Below are 19,900 nucleotides of genomic sequence, written 5' to 3'. Positions count from 1 at the left end.
CCATGTCGACGACCCCGGCGGCGTCCTTGTCGGACGTAGCCGGGGTCCTCGACATAAGCTTGCCGGCATGGCCAACGCCGCGCCGATCTTCGCGTTCGAAGTCCGCTACGTGATCGAGCTGATCCTGCTCGTCTTCGCGCTGATCGTCCAGGGCGTCGCCCTGGTCCACGCGATCACCCAGCGCTCCGACGCCTTCCCCGCCATCGGGACACTTCCCAAGGGTGGCTGGATCGCCATCCTGGCGGTCTGTCTCGTGCTGACCCTGCTCGGCTTCGGGCCGATCAGCCTCTTCGGACTGATCGGCATCGCCGCCGGTCTCATCTACCTGCTCGACGTTCGGGTCGGCCTTCGCGACCTCAGCGACGGCAAAGGGTTCTGGTGAGAGGTTTCCGCTGGCCACCCCCACCGGACAGCGGCCCCCGCACCTGGGGGCCCGGTCCGGGTGGGCCGCGTACCGGCCGCCCGGCGCTGCCGGAGCCGGACACCGACCTGGTCGCCACCCCGCACGGCGTACGGCTGGAGCGGCTGGTCACCGGCACCGGTGACCCGGTGACCGTGTTCGCGCACGGGCTGGGCAACGGCATCGCCACCACCCGCCCGTTCGGCAGTGGGGTGACGGGCCGCAAGGTGTTCTTCCAGTTCCGTGGGCATGGCCGTTCCGAGGCACCGGACGGGCCGTGGAACTACCTGGACCTCGCCCGGGACCTGCGGGCGATCGCGGACCTCGGCGGGGCCAGTCGGGCGTTCGGCGCGAGCCTCGGCGCCGGTGCCCTCTGCCGGCTGCTCGTGGAGAGCCCGGACCGTTTCGAGAAGCTGGTCTTCTTCCTGCCCGCGGTGCTCGACCGGCCGCGTGGCCCGGTCGCGCAGGAACGCATCACGGACCTGCTGGAGGCGGTGGAGAGCGGGGACGCCTCGGCGGTCGCCGACGTCGTCACCCTGGAGCTGCCTCCTGCGGTGCGTAACACTCCCGCCGGCTGGGCGTACCTGCGGCAACGGCTCGACCAGCTGCTCCGCGACGGTCTGGCAGCCGGCCTGGCGGGCCTCGCCGAGCAGACGCCGTTGCGCGACACCACCGCCCTCGCGGCGGTGACCGCGCCAGCGCTGGTGATCGCCAACGCGGGCGACGACCTGCACCCGGTCGAGGTCGCCGAGCGACTCGCCGCCGCGCTGCCCCAGGCCACCCTGCACGTGTACGACCGGCCCGGCGTCCTCTGGTCGGAACGCGCCGACCTGCGGGACCGCATCGCCGGCTTCCTCAACGAGTAACGTGCCCTGTCATGGGCGTCACACAACATGGCCGGACGCACCGGCTCGACCTAGCTGACCCGACCCTGCGTGAGTGGACGTGCACGGTCCTGCACGCCGACGCCGAGCAGGGCATCGTGCTGGACCGCTCGGCGTTCTACCCGGGCGGCGGCGGCCAACCACCGGACCACGGCGTGCTGCTGTGGCAGGGCGTGCAGACCCGGATCGTCGGCACCCGCAAGGGCGACGACCCATACCTGATTCCCGCCGAGGGTGACCCGCTGCCGCCCGCCGGCACCGAGGTCGTCGGCGCGCTGGAGGACGAGCGCCGCACCCGGCTGATGCGTACCCACTCCGGGCTGCACGTGCTCTGCGGTGTGGTGTTCCGCGACTTCGGCGCGCTCGTGACCGGCAACTCGATGGAACCGGGCGAGGCCCGGATGGACTTCAACCTCCCCGAGGTCCCGCCGGACTTCAAGAGTCGGATCGAGGAGCTGGTCAACGCCGAGGTGGCCGCCGACCGCTCGGTTGCCACCCGGGTGCTGCCGCGCACCGAGGCGCTGGCCCTGCCGGACATCATCCGTACCCAGTCCAACCTCATCCCGCCGGATGAGCAGGAGGTCCGGATCGTCGACATCGTCGGCCTGGACGTGCAGGCCGACGGCGGCACCCACGTCGCGTCCACCGCCCAGATCGGCAAGGTGCAGGTCGTGAAGGTGGAGAGCAAGGGCCGAGCCAACCGCCGGGTCCGCGTCCGGTTGGTGGACTGAGACGGCTCGGGCTGGACCAGTAGAGGTCGTCGGGCGGCGGGATACCTGCAGTGGCCCTGTAGAGCTGCCCCACATATGGGGCGCGGTGCGGACGGCGAGTGCTGCCCCGTCTGTGGGGCAGCTCTACAGGGAGCGTCGAGGTCTCCCCTCCCCGGTTCATCAGAGCGATCCGGGAATTCGGACGCTGGTTGTCAGGTATCGCTGACAACCTCGCAGGTATGACACAACCGCTCGCAGGAAAGATCGCGCTCGTCGCCGGTGCCACCCGGGGCGCGGGTCGGCAGATCGCTGTCCAGCTCGGCGCCGCTGGCGCCACGGTGTACGCCACCGGTCGCAGCAGCCGCACCGGTCGCTCGGAGATGGACCGGCCGGAGACCATCGAGGAGACCGCCGAGCTGGTCACCGAGGCCGGGGGCACGGGCATCGCCGTCCAGGTCGACCACCTGGTGCCCGAGCAGGTCCGCGACCTCGTCGCCCGGATCGACGCCGAGCAGGGCCAACTCGACGTGCTGGTCAACGACATCTGGGGCGGCGACCCGCTGGTCACCTGGGACAAGCCGGTCTGGGAGCAGCCACTGGACGCGGGCTTCCGGACCCTGCGACTGGCCATCGACACCCACATCATCACCAGCCACTTCGCCCTGCCGCTGCTGATCCGCAAGCCGGGTGGGCTGCTGGTGGAGATGGGCGACGGCACCAAGGCGTACAACGACGACAACTACCGGCTCTCGGTCTTCTACGACCTGGCCAAGGTGTCGGTCAACCGGCTCGCCTTCAGCCAGGCGCACGAGCTGAAGCCGCACGGCTGCACGGCGGTGGCGCTCACCCCCGGCTGGATCCGCTCCGAGGCGATGCTGGAGCACTTCGGAGTGACCGAGGACAACTGGCGCGACGGCGCTGCCACCGACCCGAACTTCCTCATCTCGGAGACCCCGGCCTTCGTCGGCCGCGCGGTGGCGGCACTCGCCGCCGACGAGGAGAAGGCCCGCTGGAACGGCCAGTCCGTGGACGCCGGCACACTGTCCAAGGTGTACGGATTCACCGACCTCGACGGCAGTCAGCCGGAGGGGTTCCGGTACATCGTCGAGGTGGTCGACGCGGGCAAGCCCTCGGACGTCACCGGCTACCGGTAGAGCGCCCGGAACCGGTCGGCCGCGTCGGTGAACAACCGCCGCAGCTCGGGCGGGCCGAGGACCTCCACCTCGGGGCCGAGCCCCAGCAGCTGGTGGTAGGCGACCTCGACGGACTCGACGGGCAGCTGGCCCACCACCCAGCCCTGCCCGTCGGGTGCTCCGGCGGCGGCGACCAGCTCGTCGTACACGAAGGGGGCATCCACCAGGTGCCGGAGCTGGCGCAGACCCGCCGGGCTGAGCCGGACGGTGACCTTGGCCCGCAGTACGGTCCGCAGAAACGACCCTGCCTGCTCGCGCCAGTGCCCGGCCAGCTCGAAGCCCTCGTCCCGCTCGAAGCTCTCCTCGCCCACCTCGACCCCGGTGACCCGGTCCACCCGATAGGTGCGGGTGTCGTCGTCGACCCGGCCGATCAGATACCAGACACCACTCTTGAGCACCAGCCCGTACGGCTGGACCCGCCGGGCCACCTCCCGGTCACCGCGCCGGTAGCGCAGCTCCACCACCCGGTCGCGCCAGACCGCCCGGGCCAGCTCGGTCAGCCACGGCGGCGGCGCGGTCTCCCGGAACCAACCCGGCACGTCCAGATGGAACCGCTGCCCGGCACGGGCCGGGGCGTCGCGCAGGGCCGGCGGCAGGGCGGCGAGCACCTTCAACTCGGCGGCAGCGACCGCGTCGGCGAGCCCCATGTCGCCAGCGGGGCCGGGCAGCCCGGAGAGGAAGAGCGCCTCCGCCTCGTCCCGGGTCAGCCCGGTCAGTCGGGTGCGGTACCCGCCGAGCAACCGGTACCCGCCGACGCGGCCCCGGTCGGCGTAGACCGGCACCCCGGCGGCGGAGAGCGCCAACACGTCCCGGTAGACGGTCCGCTCGGAAACCTCCAGCTCCCGCGCCAGCTCACCCGCCGTCATCGACCCGCGCGCCTGCAACAACAGGAGCAGCGAGATCAGCCGGGACGCGCGCACCCGCCCATCCTGCCCGGCCCTCACTCACCGCCCGCCGGGGGTCAGCAACCCCCTGTCGTACGCGGTGGCCACCGCGGCGGCCCGGTCGTTGACCCCGAGCTTGGCGTACACGTGCAGCAGGTGCGTCTTGACGGTGGCCTCGCTGATGAACAGCCGAGCCGCCGCCTCCCGGTTGGAGGCACCACGGGCCACCAGGGTGAGCACCTCCAGCTCACGCTGGCTGAGCGGCTCCTCGACCGGTGCACGCAGCCGGCCCATCAACCGCCCGGCGACGCTCGGTGCGAGCACCGACTCGCCCCGGGCGGCGGCCCGTACCGCGCGGACCAGTTCCTCGCGGGGCGTGTCCTTGAGCAGATAGCCGGTGGCACCGGCCTCGATGGCGGGCAGCACGTCGGCGTCCGTGTCGTACGTGGTGAGCACCAGCACCCGGGCGGTGCTGCCGGAGCGGGCCAGCCTGCCGATGGCGGTCACCCCGTTCATTCCGGGCATCCGCAGGTCCATCAGCACCACATCCGGCCGCACAGTCGCGACCAGGGTCAACGCCTCCGCGCCGTCCGCGGCCTCGCCGACCACCTCGAAGCCGGGGTCGCCGGTGAACATCCCCCGCAACCCGTCGCGCACCACCGGATGGTCGTCGACGATCAGCAGCCGTATCGAGGCGGTCAACCGGCACCTCCCGGCAGCGCGGGGACGGACGCCGAAATGGCGGTGCCGCCTCCCGGTTCGGATTCGACGGCCAACTCGCCACCGACCCGGGTCACCCGCTGCCGCATCGCGGTCAGCCCGTACCCGCCGCCCGGCTCGCGGGGCGCCGGCTGCCCGGTGACGTCGAAGCCCGTCCCGTCGTCACGGACATCGAGGGTGACCACGTCCGTCATGTACGACAGGGTCAGCCCGACCCGTGACGCGGCGGCGTGCCGGGCCACGTTGGCCAGCGCCTCCTGGGCGGCCCGGAGCAGGGTCACCTCGACCTCCGGGTGCAGGGGGCGGGGCGTACCGGTGGTGGCGACCTCGGCCCGTACCCCGTTCAGAGCCGACCAGCGCCCGCCCAGCTCGACCAGCGCGTCCGGCAGCCGGGCCGTCTCCAACGTCTCCGGGCGGACGGCCCGCACCGAGCGGCGGGCCTCGGTGAGGCTCTCCCGGGCCAGCGCGAGCGCGTTGTCGACGTGCCGCCGCCAGTCGGCGGAGCGGTCGCGGGTCTGCTCGGCCGCTTCCAGTTGGGTGATGATCCCGGTCAGCCCCTGGGCCAGGGTGTCGTGGATCTCCCGCGCCATCCGCTGCCGCTCGTCCAGCACGCCGGCCTCCCGTGCCTGGGTGAGCAGTTGGACGTGCAGCCCCGCGTTCTCCCGGACCGTCTCGGTGAGTTGACGGTTGGCCTCGCCGAGTTCTGCCATCAGTCGTCGGCGTTTGGCGTCCTCCTGTTCGGCGATCATCGCGAACCAGCTCACCGAACCGGCCACCACCAGGTTGAAGAGCACCAACAGCAGCCAGAGCGGCCAGTGCGAGATCGCTATCGCCAGGCCACCGCCCTGCGAGGTGGCGATGAGTGCGGCGGTGGCTGTAACCCCGGCGATCCGCCAGCGCCGGGGCAGGACCGGAAAGGCGTGGATGTAACCGATCCAGGCGAAGAGGCCGTACCACGGACTGGCGGCCACCAGTGCGGCGGCGAACGTGATCAGCCCGGCGTAGTAGACCGCCATCAGCTTGCGCCGGCTCTGCCAGTCGGGGTGCAGGGTCACGAACCAGGTGACCCAGCACCCGGCGGCCACGGCGACGGCGACGGTGGGGGTCACCCCGAAGCCGTGGGGTGCTGGCGCGACGAGGGCCAGCAGGGTGCCCAGAGCCAGCCCGCCGTAGGGGACCACGCGATAGAGGGTCGCCTCGTGCTCTCGCCACCTGGCCAGACGGTCGTGCGCACCGCTGCTGGTCATCGAATCCCCGATCACTCCCAGCGGAACAGTTTTGCCGCGCCGGCGCCGGCCGCCACGGCGACCACCGCCATTATCCCCAGGTGCAGCGGCTGCGGTGAGGTGCCGGTCCAGGCGTCGAGGAGCGCCTGCACCCCGGGTGGTGTGTAGTCGCCGATTCGGACCAGAAAGTCCGGCAGGATGAACCGGGGGACGTAGACACCACCGAAGAACATGACCGCCATGAACAGGGGCACGGCCATCGCCTGCGCCGACTTCGCCGTCCGCGCCACCGCCGCCACGAGCAGGCCGAGCGCCAGCAGGGCCGCCGTGCCGAGGAGGAGGGCCAGTGTGAAGCCCAGCGGACGCCGGGGCAACGGAACGTCGAACGCCAACCAGCCCACCGCGACGAGCAGTACGGCGCTGACCAGGATGGTGGCGAGCGAGATGAGCAGTTGGGCGGTCAACAACGCGGCGGGGCTGGCCGGCGTGGTGGCCAGCCGGCGCAGCACCCCACGTTCCCGATAGGTGGCCAGCACCGTGGGCAGGATGTTGACCGCCGACATGGCGAGCGTGATCACCAGCAGTGAGGGTGCGAAGTACTGGATGAAGGACAGGTCCCGGAACTGGGTCTCCGGCTGACGTGTCGCCGGGATCAGCCCGAACACCACCAGCAGCGCGAGCGGTAGGACGATGGTGGTCAGCGGCGAACCGAAGTCCCGCAGGAAGAGTCGTGTCTCGATCTTCAGGATCTGCCCGAAGGCGTGCATGTCGGTTCTCCCTCAGGCGGCGGGCTGGCGCCCGGTCAGCTCGACGAAGGCGTCGTCGAGGGTGGACTGCTCCAGCCGCAGGTCGGCGGCGACGATCTGGTGGCGGGCGAGCACCGAGGTGACAGCGTGCAGCAGGTCACCGGTGCCGGTAACCACCACCTGGTTGCCGGTGCGCTGCACGGCGGAGACCTCGGGCAGGTCGGTGAGGAGCCGGTCGTCGACCGGGGCGGACGGCCGGAACCGGATCCGCTGCTCGGGAGCCACCGACGACACGAGCCCCGCCGGGGTGTCCAGCGCGACCACCCGGCCTCTGTCGATGACAGCGATCCGGTCGCAGAGTCGCTCGGCCTCCTCCATGAAGTGGGTGACCAGCACGATCGTCACTCCGCTGTCCCGGACCTGCTCGATGAGGCTCCAGGTGTCCCGCCGGGCCTGCGGGTCCAGCCCGGTGGTCAGCTCGTCGAGGATCGCGATCTCCGGGTTGCCGACCAGGGCCAACGCGATGGAGAGCCGCTGCTTCTGACCGCCGGAGAGCTTCTTGTACGCGGTGTTCCGCTTCTCGCCGAGCCCCAGCCTCTCGATCAACTCGGCGGGGGCGGCCGGGTTGCGGTAGAACGAGGCGTACAGCTCCAGCGCCTCCGCCACCCGCAACTGGTCCGGCAGTTGGCTCTCCTGGAGTTGCACACCGACCCGCTGCCGGAGTTGGGCCGCGTCCCTTCGGGGGTCGAGCCCGAGGACCGACACCCCGCCCCCGTCGGGGACACGCAGCCCCGCGACACACTCCACGGTGGTGGTCTTGCCGGCGCCGTTCGGGCCGAGCACGCCGAAGATCTCCCCGGGCTCCACCGCGAACGACACGTCGTCCACCGCCACCAGATCGCCGTACCGCTTCCTCAGGTGGGTCACCTCGATGACCGACATCGTGCCGCCCTTCCGCCGCTGGCTTCGTACCCCCTCAAGGGTTGTCGGGGTGGCCCGCCGGCGAATCGACTGGTCGGCGATGATCCCCGGCGTTCCCGGTGGATCACTCCCGTCCGCCAACCGGTTGATGTGGACGCGAACAGTCGCTGCTACGGCTCCACCCGGCGGACCGGATCATCGGTCGATAGGCTGCTCGATCGTGGATGTCAGCAGAGTCGCCAGCCCGGTCACCGGAGTCGTCGGCCGTTTCCTCGCCGGGGCGGGGCTGCTCGTGCGAGGGCTGGGTCTCTATGTCCGCAGCCCGGGGTTGATGCTGCTCGGGGTCGTGCCGGCGCTGATCTCCGGCGCGTTCTTCCTGGCCGCGCTCGCCACCCTGGTGTACTTCGTGGACGACCTCGCCGCGCTGGTCACCCCGTTCGCCGACGACTGGTCGAGCACTACCCGCAGCCTGGTCCGGGTGATCGCCGGGCTGGCCTTCCTGGGGCTCGGCGGCCTGCTCGGCGTGCTCACCTTCACCGCTGTCACCCTGGTCATCGGCGACCCGTTCTACGAGAAGATCTCCGAGCAGGTCGAGCAGCGGTACGGCGGCACGCCGGGCGCGGTGGACGTGCCCTTCTGGTCGTCGTTGCGGCGCAGCCTCGCCGACTCGGTACGACTGGTGGCGCTCACCGCGCTGGTCGGGATTCCGCTCTTCCTCGCGGGCTTCATCCCCGTGGTCGGCCAGACGGTCGTCCCGGTGATCGGCGCGGCAGTGGGTGGCTGGTTCCTCGCCGTGGAGCTGGTCGGGGCGCCGTTCTACCGGCGCGGTATGCGGCTGCCGCAGCGCCGGACGATCCTGAAGGCCGATCGACCCACCGCGCTCGGCTTCGGGGTGGCCGTCTTCCTCTGTTTTCTGATCCCGCTCGGCGCAGTGTTGATCATGCCGGCGGCGGTCGCCGGCGCCACTCTGCTGGCCCGCCGGTCGCTCGGCCAGTCCATCGAGAAGGACTGACATGGAGATCACCCTGGTCGAGGGGGACATCACCACACAGCAGGTCGACGCCACCGTGAACGCCGCGAACTCGTCCCTGCTCGGTGGCGGCGGGGTCGATGGCGCCATCCACCGACGTGGCGGGCCCGCCATCCTGGCCGAGTGCCGCGCGCTGCGGGCATCCCGCTACGGCAGGGGTCTGCCCACTGGCCAGGCGGTGGCGACCACCGCGGGGGAGCTGCCGGCCCGCTGGGTGATCCACACCGTCGGGCCGGTCTGGTCCGCCAGCGAAGACCGGTCGGCGCTGCTGCGCGACTGCTACGCCAACAGTCTCCGCGTGGCCGACGAGCTGGGCGCGACCACCGTGGCCTTTCCGCTGATCTCCGCCGGCATCTACGGCTGGCCGATCGACGACGCGGTCCGGCAGGCACTGACGGTGCTGCGCGCGGCCACGCCCGCCACCGTCGTCGAGGCCCGCCTGGTGCTGTTCGGGGCGGCGACCCATGCCGCGGCCCGCCGGGTCTTCGACGACGCCTGAGCGGTACGCCCGGCCACCGTGCCACCAGCAGGCGAAGTTTTGCCGACAGCGTGTTGATAAGATGCCGACATGATGTCGACAATCCACGAGGGCGGGCGCTGATGTTCCTCGCAATTCGTGAGCTGAGCTTCGCCCGGTTGCGGTTCGCTCTGATGGGCGCCGTGATCGCGCTGATCGCCGTGTTGATGGTGATGCTGTCGGGGCTGTCGGTCGGCCTGGTGCGCGACGGCGTTTCCGGGCTGCAGAACCTGCCGGTCACGTCGTTCGCCTTCGCGCACGGCGTCCAGCGGGACTCCGCGTTCTCACGAAGCGTCGTGGACATGTCGGCGGTCGACAGCTGGGGTGCCCAGCCGGGCGTCGCGGACGCGGCGCCGTTCGGAAACACGCTGGTGAACACTCGTACCGATCGGGGAACTGAGGTCGATCTCGCGCTGTTCGGAGTGCAACCCGCCTCGTTCCTGTCGCCCCGGGTCAGCCAGGGCGAGCGGTTGGGCACCGCGGACGGGATCGTGGTGAGTCCCACGGCGCTGGACGCGGGGCTGCGGATGGGCGACACGGTCACCGTGGATCGGCTCGGTACGCGGCTGCGGGTCGTCGGTGTCACCGAGCAACAGGACACCTTCGGGCACGTGGACGTGGCGTACGTGCCGTTGGCGGCATGGCAGGCGATCAAGTCCGGCACCGCCCCCGACGCGGATCTGCCGCCGAGGGCCGCAACGGAGATCACGGCGGTTGCGGTCCGCTCGGACGACGGGAAGTCCGTCGATCTGACCGCGGGCGACGCCGCCACCGGAACCGAGAGCCTGACCCTGAAGGAGTCCTACGGGGCTTCGCCCGGATACACGGCGGAGACGACGACGCTGCAGTTGATTCAGGGATTCCTGTACGCGATCTCGGCGCTGGTGGCCGGAGCGTTCTTCGCGGTGTGGGCGATCCAGCGCAAGCCCGAGGTGGCCGTCCTGCGAGCGCTGGGCGCCTCGACCGGCTGGGTGCTGCGTGACGCGTTGACGCAGGCGTTCGTCCTGTTGGCGGTCGCTGTCCTCGTCGGCGTGGGGCTCGGGCTGGCGCTCGGTGCCTTCATCACAGGCAGCGGTGTCCCGTTCGCGTTGAGCCTGCCGAGCATCTCCGCCGCCGGGATCGGCCTCGTCGTCCTCGGCCTGGTGGGAGCCGCCGCGGCGGTCATCCGCATCACCTCAGTCGACCCGGCCACCGCTCTGGGAGGAAACCGATGAGCAGCAGTTCCGCTCCGACCGCTTCGACCGCACCCGCTGACTCGTCCGAGCGGCTCGGCCTGGTGATGCGTGCGGTGTCCCTGCGGCACGGCGACGCCGCCGAGACCGTGCAGGCGCTCGACGACGTCGACCTGACGGTGCGACCCGGTGAGCTGGCCGCGATCGTCGGCCCGTCCGGTGCTGGCAAGTCCAGTCTGCTGGCCGTCGCCGGCGGCCTGGCCCGGCCCGACCAGGGGACCGTCACGGTGGCCGGTCAGGACATGACAGTGCCGAGCCGCCGCACACGGACCGCCCTGCGCCGTCAGCATGTGGGGTTCGTGTTCCAGTCGGGCAACCTGCTGCCCGCGCTGACCGCCGTCGACCAGTTGCGGCTGCCCCTGCGCCTGGGACCACGGTCGACGCGGTCCGGCCGAGACCCGCTGGAGCTGCTCGCCGACGTCGGTATGACCGACAAGGCCGACCGCCGCCCGCACCAACTGTCGGGTGGCGAACGCCAACGGGTCGGGATCGCCCGAGCGCTGGTCACCGAGCCCAGCGTGCTGCTGGTCGACGAACCGACAGCAGCGCTGGACCGGGCGCGCAGCCACGACATCGTGCGGCTGCTGGCCCACGAGGCCCGGCAGCGGTCGGTCGCGGTGGTCATGGTCACTCACGACCACGATGTGCTGGAATACTGTGACACCGTCTACGAGATGGTCGACGGCAAGCTGGCGGCCAGCAGCTAGCCACGACGGCAGGGTGCGGGCGCGGCGCACGACCAGGCCGGCCACGTCCGTCCGGAACAAGGGGGGCGGCGTGCCGAAGATCCAGGCCGCGACTGTCGCCGAGCATCGGGCCTCCCAACGCGCCGCGCTGCTCGACGCGGCCCGCGCCCTGCTGTCGAAACACCCCGAGCAGATCCCTGGGCTGGCCGAGGTCGCCCAGCATGCCGGCCTCGCCCGATCCAGCGTCTACTCGTACTTCAAGTCCCGCGCCGACATGTTCGACGCACTCGTCATCGACACGTTCCCCCGCTGGTCGGCGTACGTCGAGAAGCACATGGACGAGGCCGCCGCCCCCGGACCGAAGATCCAGGCGTACGTGGAAGCCAACCTGCAACTGGTTGCCCGAGGCGATCACGCACTGGCCCGTGCGCTGGCATCGGCCGGCAGCAGCGAGACACTCGCCGCGTCCAGTCGGCTCATGCACGACAGCCTGGAAGCCCCGCTGCGGGCCGCGCTCACTGACCACGGCTCGTCGGACCCGGCCCGCATGGCAGAACTGGTCCAGTCGATCGTCTACGCCCTGAGCCGGATGATCGAGGGAGGGCTTCCGCTGCGGACCGCAACCGGCCTCGCCCGCGAACTCCTCAGCCCGTACCTCGATCTCGACAGCGGCTGAGGGTTCGGCCCGACCGGGCGACGACGATCAGCTCAGGTCGGCCAGGCAGGACCACTGCGATGTCACCGGCCGATAGCCCAGTCGGGCGTTGATCGCCAACATCGGCGCGTTCGCCTCGTCGTTCGAGGTGTACGCGACGCGTACGCCTGTGGCGGCGGCCCGGTGCAGCGCGGCCGCCTTGGCCAGCCGCGCCAGCCCTCGGCCCCGGTACGTCGGGATGCTGCCGGTGTAGTCCGACCACATCCGGTCCCCGTCCCGCTTCACCAGGCTGAACGCGACCACCTCACCACCGACCTCGGCCGCGATGCTGGACGCCTTGTCCAGCCCGAGGTTGTCCCACACGTCGTACTGCCAGCTCTCGTAGCTCTTCGAGTCGACCGGCACGTCCCCCGGTTCGTCCGCCGCCGAGGCCACGTCCGCCGCGTACAGGAGGTGCGGGTCCAGGTCGGCGATCGGAAGCAGCCGCACCCCCGGAGGCGGGTCGGGCAGCGCGGGTGCCGGATTCAGGTCGAGCGCCGAGTAGCGCACCTCCCGGCTGGGCTCGTAGCCGTGCCGCCGGGCGTACGGCAGCGCGTCGGGCTGCGCCATGGCACGCACCCGGCGGATTCCCAACGGGCGGAGGAAGTCGGTCGCGGCGGTCAGCAGGGCGGTGCCGATGCCGTGCCGCCGGTGTTCCGGGTGCACGTGCAGCAGGTTGATGCCACCGACGTCCGCCGCCGATGTCGTGCCGATGCGTTCGGCGGACACCCAACCGACAACCCGCTCGTCGACCTCGGCCACGAACGCGGTCCAGTCTTCCCCGGGCGGCGGTTCGGCGATCATCTTCCGGGTCGACTCGACCCCGCGCACCAGGTACGGGTAGACAGCCGCCCGCAGGGCCACCACGGCCGGGGCGTCGTCGGATCGCGCCACACGGATGCGCATGTCAGGCCTCCGTCCGTACGGCGGCGACGGCCTCGACCTCGACGAGCTGGTCGGTGTAGCCGAGCACGGCGACCCCGAGCAGGGTGCTGGGTGGGTCGTGGTCGCCGAAGAAGTCCCGCACCACCTCCCAGACGGTCACCAGGTCCTTCTGCTGCGACGACGCCACGTAGACGGTGGTCTTGACGACGTCGGTGGGCGTGGCGCCGGCCGCCGCGAGGGCGGTCTCCAGGTTCGCCATCACCTGCCGGGCCTGCGCGGCGTGGTCGCCCGGCGCGACGGTGCGTCCCTCGGCGTCCAGCGGACACGCCCCGGCGGTGAACACCAGCCGGGCGGGCGGCTCGACGATGGCCGCGTACGCGTACTCGGCGACGTCGGACAGGGCGGGGACGTGCAGCAACGCGACAGCATCCGGCATGCCGGCGAGGCTAGCGACGAACGCAGACCCGAGCGAACCATTAACACCGAAGTTGCCCGGATCTTGCCGCGGGCGGCGTGGTCAGGCGGAGGCTCGTCGGATCAGCTCGGTGGGGAGCATGACCGCCTGCTCGATCTCCTCCCCGGCGGCCAGCCGGAGCAGTTGCCGGGTCATCCGGCGGCCGAGTTCCACGATCGGCTGCCGGACGGTGGTCAGCGGTGGCTCGGTGTACGCGGCCGTCTCGATGTCGTCGAAGCCGACCACCGCGACGTCGTCGGGCACCCGCCGGCCGGCTTCGCGCAGCGTCCGCAGAGCGGCGTGCGCCATCAGGTCGGAGGCGGCGAAGACGCCGTCCAGGTCGGGGTGCTCGGTGAGCAGGCGACGCATCGCCGCCGCACCGGACTCGCGGGTGAAGTCGCCGACGGCGATCAGCTCGGGCAGCCCCGCGTCGGCGACCGCGCTGCGGTAACCGCTGAGTCGCTCGATGCCGGCGACCATGTCCTGTGGGCCGGCGATGGTGGCGATCCGCCGCCGACCGATGTCGATCATGTGTCGGACGGCTGTGGTCACCCCGGCCACGTGGTCCACGTCGACGTACGGCACGGGCACGTCGCCGAGCGGCCGACCGCTGACCACCACCGGGATGCCAAGCCGCGCCAGTGTGCCGGGCAACGGGTCGGCGCCGTGCAGCGAGGCGAACAGCACCCCGTCGACGTGCCGACCGGTGGTGTACCGCTCGACCCGCTGATGCCCGGCCGGCGAACCGGCGAGCATCAGCACCAGTTGCTTGTCGGCCGCCTCCAGCTCCTGGCTGACGCCACGGATGATGCCGGGGAAGACCTGGTCGTCGGAGAAGACCCGGGTGGCCGCCTCCGGCATGACCAGGGCGATCGAGTCGGTGCGCTGGGTGACCAGGCTGCGGGCGGCCAGGTTGGGCACGTACCCCAGCTCGGCGACGGCCCGGGTGACCGCCTCCCGGATCGGCTCCGCGACGGTGGTGGAGCCGTTGACCACCCGCGAAACGGTGGCGCGGGACACCCCGGCCCGCGCCGCCACCGCTTCGAGCGTCGGCCGCTGTGCCGTCGTCATCGCGCCCTTCCCCCCGCTTGTCACAGCCCGTTCCGGGAGATCACCTCCTGGTACCACCGGGCGCTGGCCTTCGGTGTGCGCCGCTGGGTCAGGTAGTCGACATGCACGATCCCGAACCGCTTGCGGTAACCCTCCGCCCACTCGAAGTTGTCCAGCAATGACCATACGAGATAACCGCGCAGGTCCACGCCCCGGGAGATCGCCTCGTGCGCCGCGCGCAGGTGCCCGTCGAGGTAGGCGATGCGATCGGTGTCCATGACCTGCGTCGGACCGTCGGGCGAGTCGGCGCCCGGCTTGTCAGGGAACGCCCCACCGTTCTCGGTGATCAGCAGGGGCACGCCGGGGTAGTCGGTGGCGATCCGTTCCAGCAACCGGGTCAGCCCGGCCGGCTCGATCATCCAGCCCATGTCGGTCAGTGGCCCGGTCGGCGGCACGAAGTGCACAGCGCCCTCGGTGCCCGGGTAGGCGTCGTTGCCGGCGCCGTCGGGTCGGCCGGCCACATAACCGGGCGCGTAGTAGTTGATCCCCAGCAGGTCGATCGGCGCGGCGATCAGCTTCTCGTCACCGTCGCGGATGAACGTCGGCTCGATGATCCGCGCCACGTGCTCGCGGACGTCGTCCGGGTAGCCACCGGCCAGCAGCGGGTCGAGGAAGATCCGGTTGTGCAGGCCGTCGACCAGGCGCACCGCGGCGGCGTCCGCCGCGCTCTCCGGGTCGGCCGGTCGCACGTCGGCCGGGTTGACGGTGATGCCGACGCTGCGCGCGCCGGCTGACCGCAGCGCCCGCGCCGCCAGGCCGTGGCCCAGCAGCAGATGGTGTACGGCGGTGAACGCCGCTCCCGGGTCCTGCTCGCCCGGGGCGTGCACCCCGTTGCCGTAGCCGAGGTAGGCCGAGCACCACGGCTCGTTGAGCGTGGTCCACACGTCGATCCGGTCGCCGAGGCGGGCGTACACGGCGGTGGCGTAGGTGGCGAAGTGCTCGGCGGTGTCCCGGTTGGTCCAGCCACCACGGTCGCCCAGGGCCTGCGGCAGGTCCCAGTGGTAGAGGGTGACGATCGGGTCGATTCCCCGGTCGAGCAGCGCGTCGGTGAGGCGGTCGTAGAAGTCCAGCCCACGCGGGTTGGCCGGGCCGGTGCCGTCGGGCTGGATGCGGGGCCAGGCGACCGAGAAACGGTACGCCCGCAGGCCCAGTTCGGCCATCAGCGCCACGTCGTCGGCGTACCGGTGGTAATGGTCGCAGGCGACGTCGCCGGTGTGACCCTGGTACACCTTGCCCGGCGTACGGCTGAAGGTGTCCCAGATGGACGGACCGCGACCGTCGTCGCGGGCCGCGCCCTCGATCTGGTACGCGGCGGTGGCCGCCCCCCAGAGGAAATGGTCGGGAAAACGGAGTTCGTCGACGCCACCGCTTCGCGGCGTCGTCGACGCCTCGTTGCTGTGCCTGCTGGTTCGCTCGCTCACGCCTTGACCGCACCTTCCATGATCCCGCCGATGATCTGCCGGCCGAACAACACGAAGACCAGTAGCAGGGGCAGCGTCGCGATCGCTGTCCCGGTGAACACCTGCGACATGTCCTGGTAGTAACCGTCCGACAGCGCCCGCAGGGAGAGCTGCACTGTGGGATTCGCCGGGTCGTTCAGCACAGCGTACGGCCACAGGAAGTCGTTCCAGGTGGTCATGAACGTGAGCAGGCCGAGCACGGCGGCGGCGGGGCGCAGCGCGGGCACGACGACGTGCCACCAGATCCGGGCGGTGCCGCAGCCGTCCATCCGGGCGGCCTCGATCAGCTCGTCGCTGATGGCCTGGCCGGCGTACTGCCGCATCATGAACACCCCGAACCCGGTGACCAGCACCGGGACGATAACCGCGGGCAGCCGGTCGTTCCACTGCAGCCGGGTCATCAGCAGGTAGAGCGGGATCACGCCGAGCTGGGTCGGCACCATCATCGTCGCGATGATGACCAGCAGCAGCGCGTTGCGGCCGCGGAACCGCAGCTTGGCGAACGCGAACCCGGCCAGGCTGGAGAAGAACACCACGGACACGGTGACCGTGGTGGCCACGATCGTCGAGTTGATCAGGCCGGTGGCGAAGTACGCGTCGGTGTTGTCGAACAGCCGGGAGATGTTCGCGCCCAGGTTGCCGCCGGGGGTGACCGGGGGTGGCAGTTGGCCCATCGCGTCGTTGGAGCGGCTGGCGACGACGATCATCCACCAGATCGGGAAGATCGACAGGCCGGCCGCGACGACCAGGGCCAGGTAGGTGAGCGGGCTGGCCCGCCAGAGCCGGCTCATCGCGCCGATCCCTTCCGTGCGTCGGGGCCCGATCCGCCGCCGAGGCGGCGCAGGATCAGCACATTGACCACCGCGACGATCGCGATGAGCGCGAAGAGCAGCCAGGCGACCGCCGAGCCGTAGCCGAAGTTGTAGTGCGGGGCGAAGGCGTTCTCGAACATGTACATGGTCAGGGTCTGCGACTCGCGCAGCGGCCCGCCGCGGATCGGGTTGGTGCCGGAGTGGAACATCCGGGGCTCGGTGAAGAGCTGCAACCCGCCGATGGTGGCGATGATGGTGCAGAAGATGATCGTCGGTTTGAGCAGTGGCACGGTGACCGACCAGAACTGCCGCGCCCGGTTGGCGCCGTCGATCGCCGCGGCCTCGTACAGGTCCCTGGGGATGGCCTGCATGGCGGCCAGCAGGATCAGCGCGTTGTAGCCGGTCCACCGCCAGTCGACCATGGCGGAGATGGCCACCCAGGAGGCGAACCGGTTGGACTTCCAGCCGATGGGGTCCATCCCGACCAGGTCGAGCAGCCAGTTGATCATGCCGAACTCACGGCCGAAGAGCACTCCGAACACGATCGCCACGGCGGCGGTGGAGGTCACGTTGGGGACGAGCACCGCCATCCGCCAGCCGGTACGCGCCCGCAGGCCCCGGTTGAGCAGATTGGCAAGCCAGAGCGCGGCGAGCAGCTGTGGGACGGTGGAGATCACGAAGATGCCCAGCGTGTTGACCAGCGCGTGCCAGAAGTCGGTGTCGGCGAGCAGCCGCGTGTAGTTCTCGGCGCCGACGAACGGGTGGTCGGTGCCGAGCAGGTCCCAGTCGTGCAGCGAGACCCAGAAGGTGTACGCCAGCGGGTAGGCCCCGAAGATCGCGAAGATCAGGAAGAACGGGGCGATGTAGAGGTACGGCGAGAACCGGGTGTCGAGCCGGCTGAAGCGACCTGTCGGACGCGGGGGTGCCGGTGCGACCGGCGGGCGGGCTTCGAGCTGGGCGGTCATGCCCGGGGACTCCTTTCGCCGTGCGGGCGGGACTCCGGTGACCGGGGCCCGCCCGCACGATCGCTCGGGCTACTTGGCGGCGGCCTTCTTGGCGTTGGTCACCGCGTCCGTCCAGCCCTGCGCGGGGCTGCGCTGGCCCAGCTCCACGGTCCGCACGGCGTTCTCCACCTCGGTGCGGACGGCCTGGTTCTTCGGGCCCATGTAGACCGGCTTGAGGCTCTTCGCGCCAGTGCCGAAGATCGAGCCGACGGGCGCCCCGGAGAAGTACGCGTTGGTCGCGCCGGTGATCGCCGGGTCGTCGAGCGCCTGCGGGGACGAGGGCAGCGGGCCCTTGGCCTTGAACGCGCCGATCTGACCCTTGGCGCTGGTGAGGAACTTGGCCAGCTCGATCGCCTTGGCCTGGTGCTTGCTCTGCTTCGGCACGGCGAGGTGCGACCCGCCCCAGTTGCCGCCGTTGCCGGGCACCCGTGCGATGTCCCACTTGCCCTGGGCGGTCGGGCCCGCGTTGGCCTCGATGACGCCGGTCATCCAGGCGGGGCAGGCGATGGTGGCGAACTTCGACTGCTTGAAGGCGGACACCCACTCCTCCGACCAGGAGCCGTACTTGCCGGAGAGGCCCGAGTCGATGATGTCCATGGTGGTGTCGTAGGCCTGTCGCACGGCCGGGTTGCTGTCGACGACCAGCTTCTCGCTGGTGTCGTAGTAGCTGTAGCCGCTGCTGTTGCCGGCGGTCTGCAGCAGGATCGTGTTGAACGTGTTGGTGGCCGCGTCGAGGAAGGACGCCCCGGTCTTGGCCGCGGCGAACTTCTCACCGGTGGCGATGTAGTCCGGCCAGGTGGGCCAGAGCTTGGAGACCTCGTCGCGCTCGGTGGGCAGGCCGGCCTTTTCGAAGAGGTCCTTGCGGTAGCACATGGCGATGCCGCCGACGTCGGTGCCGAGGCCGATGAGCTGCTTGCCGTCGGCGGTCAGGCCGGCGTTCCATTTCCACTCGAGGAAGTTGCCCTTGAGGTCGGCGGCGCCGTGGTCCAGCAGGTTGACGAAGTTGCCGGGGTTGGCCTTGTACTCGACCATCAGCCCTTCCTCGATGGCCACCACGTCGCCGGCGCCCCGGCCGGCGGCGAGCCACTGGGTGAGCTTCGGTGAGTACTCGTCGAGGTTGGTGCCGGTGCCGCGCTCGACGATCTTCACGTCGGGATTCGCGGTCATGTACTCCTGGTAGAGCTGCTCGTAACCGAACTGACCGAAGACGTCGACGGTCAGGGTGACGGGCCCGTCCCCGCTCTGCTCGTCGCCGCCACCGCAGCCGGCGGTGACGAGCAGGGCGGTGGTCGCGGCGAGGGCTACCGCGGCGAGCCGGCGGCGCGGGAAGACAGCCATGGGTTTCGACCTCTCTCAAGGTGGTCGGTGGTGGCAGATGGTTAAGAGAGCGCTCTCACGGACAGGGTGCTGGGACGTGTCCGGCCCTGTCAAGAGAGCGCTCTCTTTGATATTCGGACGTGACCCACGACGAGTTCGAGGGCGCCCCCCGTCAATGGGTGACGCCCTCGTCGAAGAGGCCCGCTCAGTCGGGGCGCAGACCCTCCAGCAGGCCCCGGTCGCCGGCGACATCCAGCGTCTCGAAGCTCACCCGACCCCAGAGCGCCAGCAGCAGGTCGCTCGCGTTGCCGCTGACCTGCACCCGGGCATGGTGGTCGTCGTGGTCGAAGATGGTCGCCGTGTCGAGCAGCGCCACCCCCTCGCCGCGCAGCCGCAGATACCACTCCTGGGCCGCGTCAGTCGCGGAAAGCTGCACCACCCCGTGCCAGTCGCCCGGCACGTGCCGCCGGCCCGCCGGCAGCCAGGTGTCCAGAACCTCGCTCACCCCGTCGGCCGCCAGCTTCGCCTCGACCGGGTCACCGGCCCCGATGGCGAGCTGGGCGTCCCAGCGGTGCACCGCCGTCTCGTGAGCCATCCGGCGCGGCCAGAAGCCGGCCTTCTTCGGCTGCGGCGCCCAGTTCCACGCCGGTGCCTCCGGGTCGAGGCCGTCGAGGACGGTCAACAGCCGGTCGTACCCCTGCTGCCAGAGCTGGAGCGGGCTCGCGCCCGGGTCCGCCTCGAGCGGCTCGCGGCGGGCCGGCTGCGCGGTCGCGCCGGAGCCGACGAACGACGACACCCAGTGATAGATGCCAGCGAGGTGCAGTGTCAGGTCGTTGACCGTCCAGCCCGGACAGGACAGCACCGGTGTCTCCGGCGGCGCCTCGGCCACCGCCGCCGCGAATGCCGGACCCTCCGCCCGGAGCGCCCCGATCCAAAAATCCTTGCTGCCCTGCAGTCTGCTCATCGCCATCCTCCCGGGGGTGCCGGGCGACCAGTGGGTGCCACGGCTACTACT

The 19,900-nt window shown here is 70.9% G+C and carries 22 protein-coding genes; 9 read left to right on the top strand and 13 right to left on the bottom strand.

The window, feature by feature from the left end; genetic code table 11:
- Nucleotides 1-67: 67 nt before the first annotated feature.
- The 4 genes from CLT68_RS03900 to CLT68_RS03885 all read left to right on the top strand — a co-directional run bounded on the left by CLT68_RS03900 (nucleotide 68) and on the right by CLT68_RS03885 (nucleotide 3,148).
- On the top strand, nucleotides 68-382 hold the full coding sequence (locus tag CLT68_RS03900; RefSeq protein WP_088950380.1) for a DUF2516 family protein: 315 nt from the start codon (nucleotides 68-70) through the stop codon (nucleotides 380-382).
- On the top strand, nucleotides 379-1,266 hold the full coding sequence (locus tag CLT68_RS03895; protein WP_088950379.1) for an alpha/beta fold hydrolase: 888 nt from the start codon (nucleotides 379-381) through the stop codon (nucleotides 1,264-1,266). Before CLT68_RS03900 ends, CLT68_RS03895 begins: the two co-directional genes overlap by 4 nt.
- 11 nt (nucleotides 1,267-1,277) lie before the next feature.
- A complete protein-coding gene (locus tag CLT68_RS03890) occupies nucleotides 1,278-2,015 on the top strand; it encodes an alanyl-tRNA editing protein (protein ID WP_099848894.1) in 738 nt (245 codons plus the stop codon).
- 218 nt (nucleotides 2,016-2,233) lie between these two features.
- A complete protein-coding gene (locus tag CLT68_RS03885) occupies nucleotides 2,234-3,148 on the top strand; it encodes an SDR family oxidoreductase (RefSeq protein ID WP_088950377.1) in 915 nt (304 codons plus the stop codon).
- Here the strand turns inward: CLT68_RS03885 and CLT68_RS03880 are convergent.
- Genes CLT68_RS03880 through CLT68_RS03860 form a run of 5 tightly spaced genes read right to left on the bottom strand, consistent with a single transcriptional unit; the run spans nucleotide 3,139 to nucleotide 7,705 of the window.
- Complete coding sequence (locus CLT68_RS03880) at nucleotides 3,139-4,107, bottom strand: helix-turn-helix transcriptional regulator (RefSeq protein WP_099848892.1); 969 nt, start codon at nucleotides 4,105-4,107, stop codon at nucleotides 3,139-3,141. The genes CLT68_RS03885 and CLT68_RS03880 overlap by 10 nt on opposite strands.
- Nucleotides 4,108-4,131: 24 nt before the next feature.
- Nucleotides 4,132-4,773, bottom strand: a complete 642-nt coding sequence (locus CLT68_RS03875; RefSeq protein ID WP_099848890.1) for a response regulator transcription factor — start codon at nucleotides 4,771-4,773, stop codon at nucleotides 4,132-4,134.
- Nucleotides 4,770-6,038: a sensor histidine kinase gene (locus tag CLT68_RS03870; RefSeq protein WP_486482064.1), complete on the bottom strand. Its 1,269-nt coding sequence runs from the start codon at nucleotides 6,036-6,038 to the stop codon at nucleotides 4,770-4,772. The genes CLT68_RS03875 and CLT68_RS03870 overlap by 4 nt, the downstream gene beginning before the upstream one ends.
- 11 nt (nucleotides 6,039-6,049) lie before the next feature.
- Nucleotides 6,050-6,784 (bottom strand): ABC transporter permease, encoded by a 735-nt coding sequence (locus CLT68_RS03865; RefSeq protein ID WP_099848887.1) that lies wholly within the window; start codon nucleotides 6,782-6,784, stop codon nucleotides 6,050-6,052.
- Nucleotides 6,785-6,796: 12 nt separating this feature from the next.
- Complete coding sequence (locus CLT68_RS03860; RefSeq protein ID WP_099848885.1) at nucleotides 6,797-7,705, bottom strand: ABC transporter ATP-binding protein; 909 nt, start codon at nucleotides 7,703-7,705, stop codon at nucleotides 6,797-6,799.
- Nucleotides 7,706-7,904: 199 nt separating this feature from the next.
- Here CLT68_RS03860 and CLT68_RS03855 point away from each other — a divergent pair, with 199 nt between their 5' ends.
- The 5 genes from CLT68_RS03855 (at nucleotide 7,905) to CLT68_RS03835 (ending at nucleotide 11,825) form a co-directional block, all read left to right on the top strand.
- The gene (locus CLT68_RS03855) at nucleotides 7,905-8,696 is read left to right on the top strand and encodes an EI24 domain-containing protein (RefSeq protein ID WP_099848883.1); all 792 of its coding nucleotides are present in this window, start codon (nucleotides 7,905-7,907) and stop codon (nucleotides 8,694-8,696) included.
- A 1-nt stretch (nucleotide 8,697) separates the two neighbouring features.
- Nucleotides 8,698-9,213, top strand: coding sequence for an O-acetyl-ADP-ribose deacetylase (locus tag CLT68_RS03850; RefSeq protein WP_099848881.1), 516 nt, complete (start codon nucleotides 8,698-8,700; stop codon nucleotides 9,211-9,213).
- Nucleotides 9,214-9,314: 101 nt separating this feature from the next.
- Complete coding sequence (locus tag CLT68_RS03845; RefSeq protein WP_099848879.1) at nucleotides 9,315-10,445, top strand: ABC transporter permease; 1,131 nt, start codon at nucleotides 9,315-9,317, stop codon at nucleotides 10,443-10,445.
- The gene (locus CLT68_RS03840) at nucleotides 10,442-11,170 is read left to right on the top strand and encodes an ABC transporter ATP-binding protein (protein ID WP_099848877.1); all 729 of its coding nucleotides are present in this window, start codon (nucleotides 10,442-10,444) and stop codon (nucleotides 11,168-11,170) included. Before CLT68_RS03845 ends, CLT68_RS03840 begins: the two co-directional genes overlap by 4 nt.
- A gap of 70 nt (nucleotides 11,171-11,240) precedes the next feature.
- Nucleotides 11,241-11,825, top strand: coding sequence for a TetR/AcrR family transcriptional regulator (locus tag CLT68_RS03835; protein ID WP_099856759.1), 585 nt, complete (start codon nucleotides 11,241-11,243; stop codon nucleotides 11,823-11,825).
- 27 nt (nucleotides 11,826-11,852) lie between these two features.
- Here the strand turns inward: CLT68_RS03835 and CLT68_RS03830 are convergent, their stop codons facing one another.
- The 8 genes from CLT68_RS03830 to CLT68_RS03795 all read right to left on the bottom strand — a co-directional run bounded on the left by CLT68_RS03830 (nucleotide 11,853) and on the right by CLT68_RS03795 (nucleotide 19,849).
- Nucleotides 11,853-12,749 carry a GNAT family N-acetyltransferase gene (locus CLT68_RS03830; RefSeq protein WP_099848875.1) on the bottom strand — a complete coding sequence of 299 codons (897 nt, stop codon included), beginning with the start codon at nucleotides 12,747-12,749 and terminating at the stop codon, nucleotides 11,853-11,855.
- Between the two features lies 1 nt (nucleotide 12,750).
- Complete coding sequence (locus CLT68_RS03825; RefSeq protein ID WP_099848873.1) at nucleotides 12,751-13,164, bottom strand: RidA family protein; 414 nt, start codon at nucleotides 13,162-13,164, stop codon at nucleotides 12,751-12,753.
- A gap of 81 nt (nucleotides 13,165-13,245) precedes the next feature.
- Nucleotides 13,246-14,253 (bottom strand): LacI family DNA-binding transcriptional regulator, encoded by a 1,008-nt coding sequence (locus CLT68_RS03820; protein ID WP_088950365.1) that lies wholly within the window; start codon nucleotides 14,251-14,253, stop codon nucleotides 13,246-13,248.
- Between the two features lie 20 nt (nucleotides 14,254-14,273).
- Entirely contained in the window at nucleotides 14,274-15,713 is a 1,440-nt protein-coding gene (locus CLT68_RS03815) for a GH1 family beta-glucosidase (RefSeq protein ID WP_099848871.1), read from the bottom strand.
- Nucleotides 15,710-16,543: a carbohydrate ABC transporter permease gene (locus CLT68_RS03810; RefSeq protein ID WP_099848869.1), complete on the bottom strand. Its 834-nt coding sequence runs from the start codon at nucleotides 16,541-16,543 to the stop codon at nucleotides 15,710-15,712. Before CLT68_RS03810 ends, CLT68_RS03815 begins: the two co-directional genes overlap by 4 nt.
- Nucleotides 16,540-17,529 (bottom strand): carbohydrate ABC transporter permease, encoded by a 990-nt coding sequence (locus CLT68_RS03805; RefSeq protein ID WP_099848867.1) that lies wholly within the window; start codon nucleotides 17,527-17,529, stop codon nucleotides 16,540-16,542. Before CLT68_RS03805 ends, CLT68_RS03810 begins: the two co-directional genes overlap by 4 nt.
- A 69-nt stretch (nucleotides 17,530-17,598) precedes the next feature.
- Nucleotides 17,599-18,906: an extracellular solute-binding protein gene (locus CLT68_RS03800; RefSeq protein ID WP_099848865.1), complete on the bottom strand. Its 1,308-nt coding sequence runs from the start codon at nucleotides 18,904-18,906 to the stop codon at nucleotides 17,599-17,601.
- Nucleotides 18,907-19,090: 184 nt separating this feature from the next.
- On the bottom strand, nucleotides 19,091-19,849 hold the full coding sequence (locus CLT68_RS03795; RefSeq protein WP_099848863.1) for a maleylpyruvate isomerase family mycothiol-dependent enzyme: 759 nt from the start codon (nucleotides 19,847-19,849) through the stop codon (nucleotides 19,091-19,093).
- Nucleotides 19,850-19,900 lie beyond the last annotated feature (51 nt).

This window comes from Micromonospora sp. CNZ299 (genome assembly GCF_002754415.1).
This window is presented reverse-complemented; position numbering and strand designations above follow the sequence as displayed.

Excerpts from the sequence above, each read along its gene's own strand:
- CLT68_RS03850 (WP_099848881.1), top strand. The coding sequence starts at position 8,698 with ATGGAGATCACCCTGGTCGAGGGGGACATCACCACACAGCAGGTCGAC.
- CLT68_RS03885 (WP_088950377.1), top strand. The coding sequence starts at position 2,234 with ATGACACAACCGCTCGCAGGAAAGATCGCGCTCGTCGCCGGTGCCACC.
- CLT68_RS03860 (WP_099848885.1), bottom strand. The coding sequence starts at position 7,705 with ATGTCGGTCATCGAGGTGACCCACCTGAGGAAGCGGTACGGCGATCTG.
- CLT68_RS03870 (WP_486482064.1), bottom strand. The coding sequence starts at position 6,038 with ATGACCAGCAGCGGTGCGCACGACCGTCTGGCCAGGTGGCGAGAGCAC.
- CLT68_RS03810 (WP_099848869.1), bottom strand. The coding sequence starts at position 16,543 with ATGAGCCGGCTCTGGCGGGCCAGCCCGCTCACCTACCTGGCCCTGGTC.
- CLT68_RS03825 (WP_099848873.1), bottom strand. The coding sequence starts at position 13,164 with ATGCCGGATGCTGTCGCGTTGCTGCACGTCCCCGCCCTGTCCGACGTC.
- CLT68_RS03800 (WP_099848865.1), bottom strand. The coding sequence starts at position 18,906 with ATGGCTGTCTTCCCGCGCCGCCGGCTCGCCGCGGTAGCCCTCGCCGCG.
- CLT68_RS03845 (WP_099848879.1), top strand. The coding sequence starts at position 9,315 with ATGTTCCTCGCAATTCGTGAGCTGAGCTTCGCCCGGTTGCGGTTCGCT.
- CLT68_RS03820 (WP_088950365.1), bottom strand. The coding sequence starts at position 14,253 with ATGACGACGGCACAGCGGCCGACGCTCGAAGCGGTGGCGGCGCGGGCC.
- CLT68_RS03830 (WP_099848875.1), bottom strand. The coding sequence starts at position 12,749 with ATGCGCATCCGTGTGGCGCGATCCGACGACGCCCCGGCCGTGGTGGCC.
- CLT68_RS03805 (WP_099848867.1), bottom strand. The coding sequence starts at position 17,529 with ATGACCGCCCAGCTCGAAGCCCGCCCGCCGGTCGCACCGGCACCCCCG.
- CLT68_RS03795 (WP_099848863.1), bottom strand. The coding sequence starts at position 19,849 with ATGAGCAGACTGCAGGGCAGCAAGGATTTTTGGATCGGGGCGCTCCGG.
- CLT68_RS03900 (WP_088950380.1), top strand. The coding sequence starts at position 68 with ATGGCCAACGCCGCGCCGATCTTCGCGTTCGAAGTCCGCTACGTGATC.
- CLT68_RS03890 (WP_099848894.1), top strand. The coding sequence starts at position 1,278 with ATGGGCGTCACACAACATGGCCGGACGCACCGGCTCGACCTAGCTGAC.
- CLT68_RS03840 (WP_099848877.1), top strand. The coding sequence starts at position 10,442 with ATGAGCAGCAGTTCCGCTCCGACCGCTTCGACCGCACCCGCTGACTCG.
- CLT68_RS03865 (WP_099848887.1), bottom strand. The coding sequence starts at position 6,784 with ATGCACGCCTTCGGGCAGATCCTGAAGATCGAGACACGACTCTTCCTG.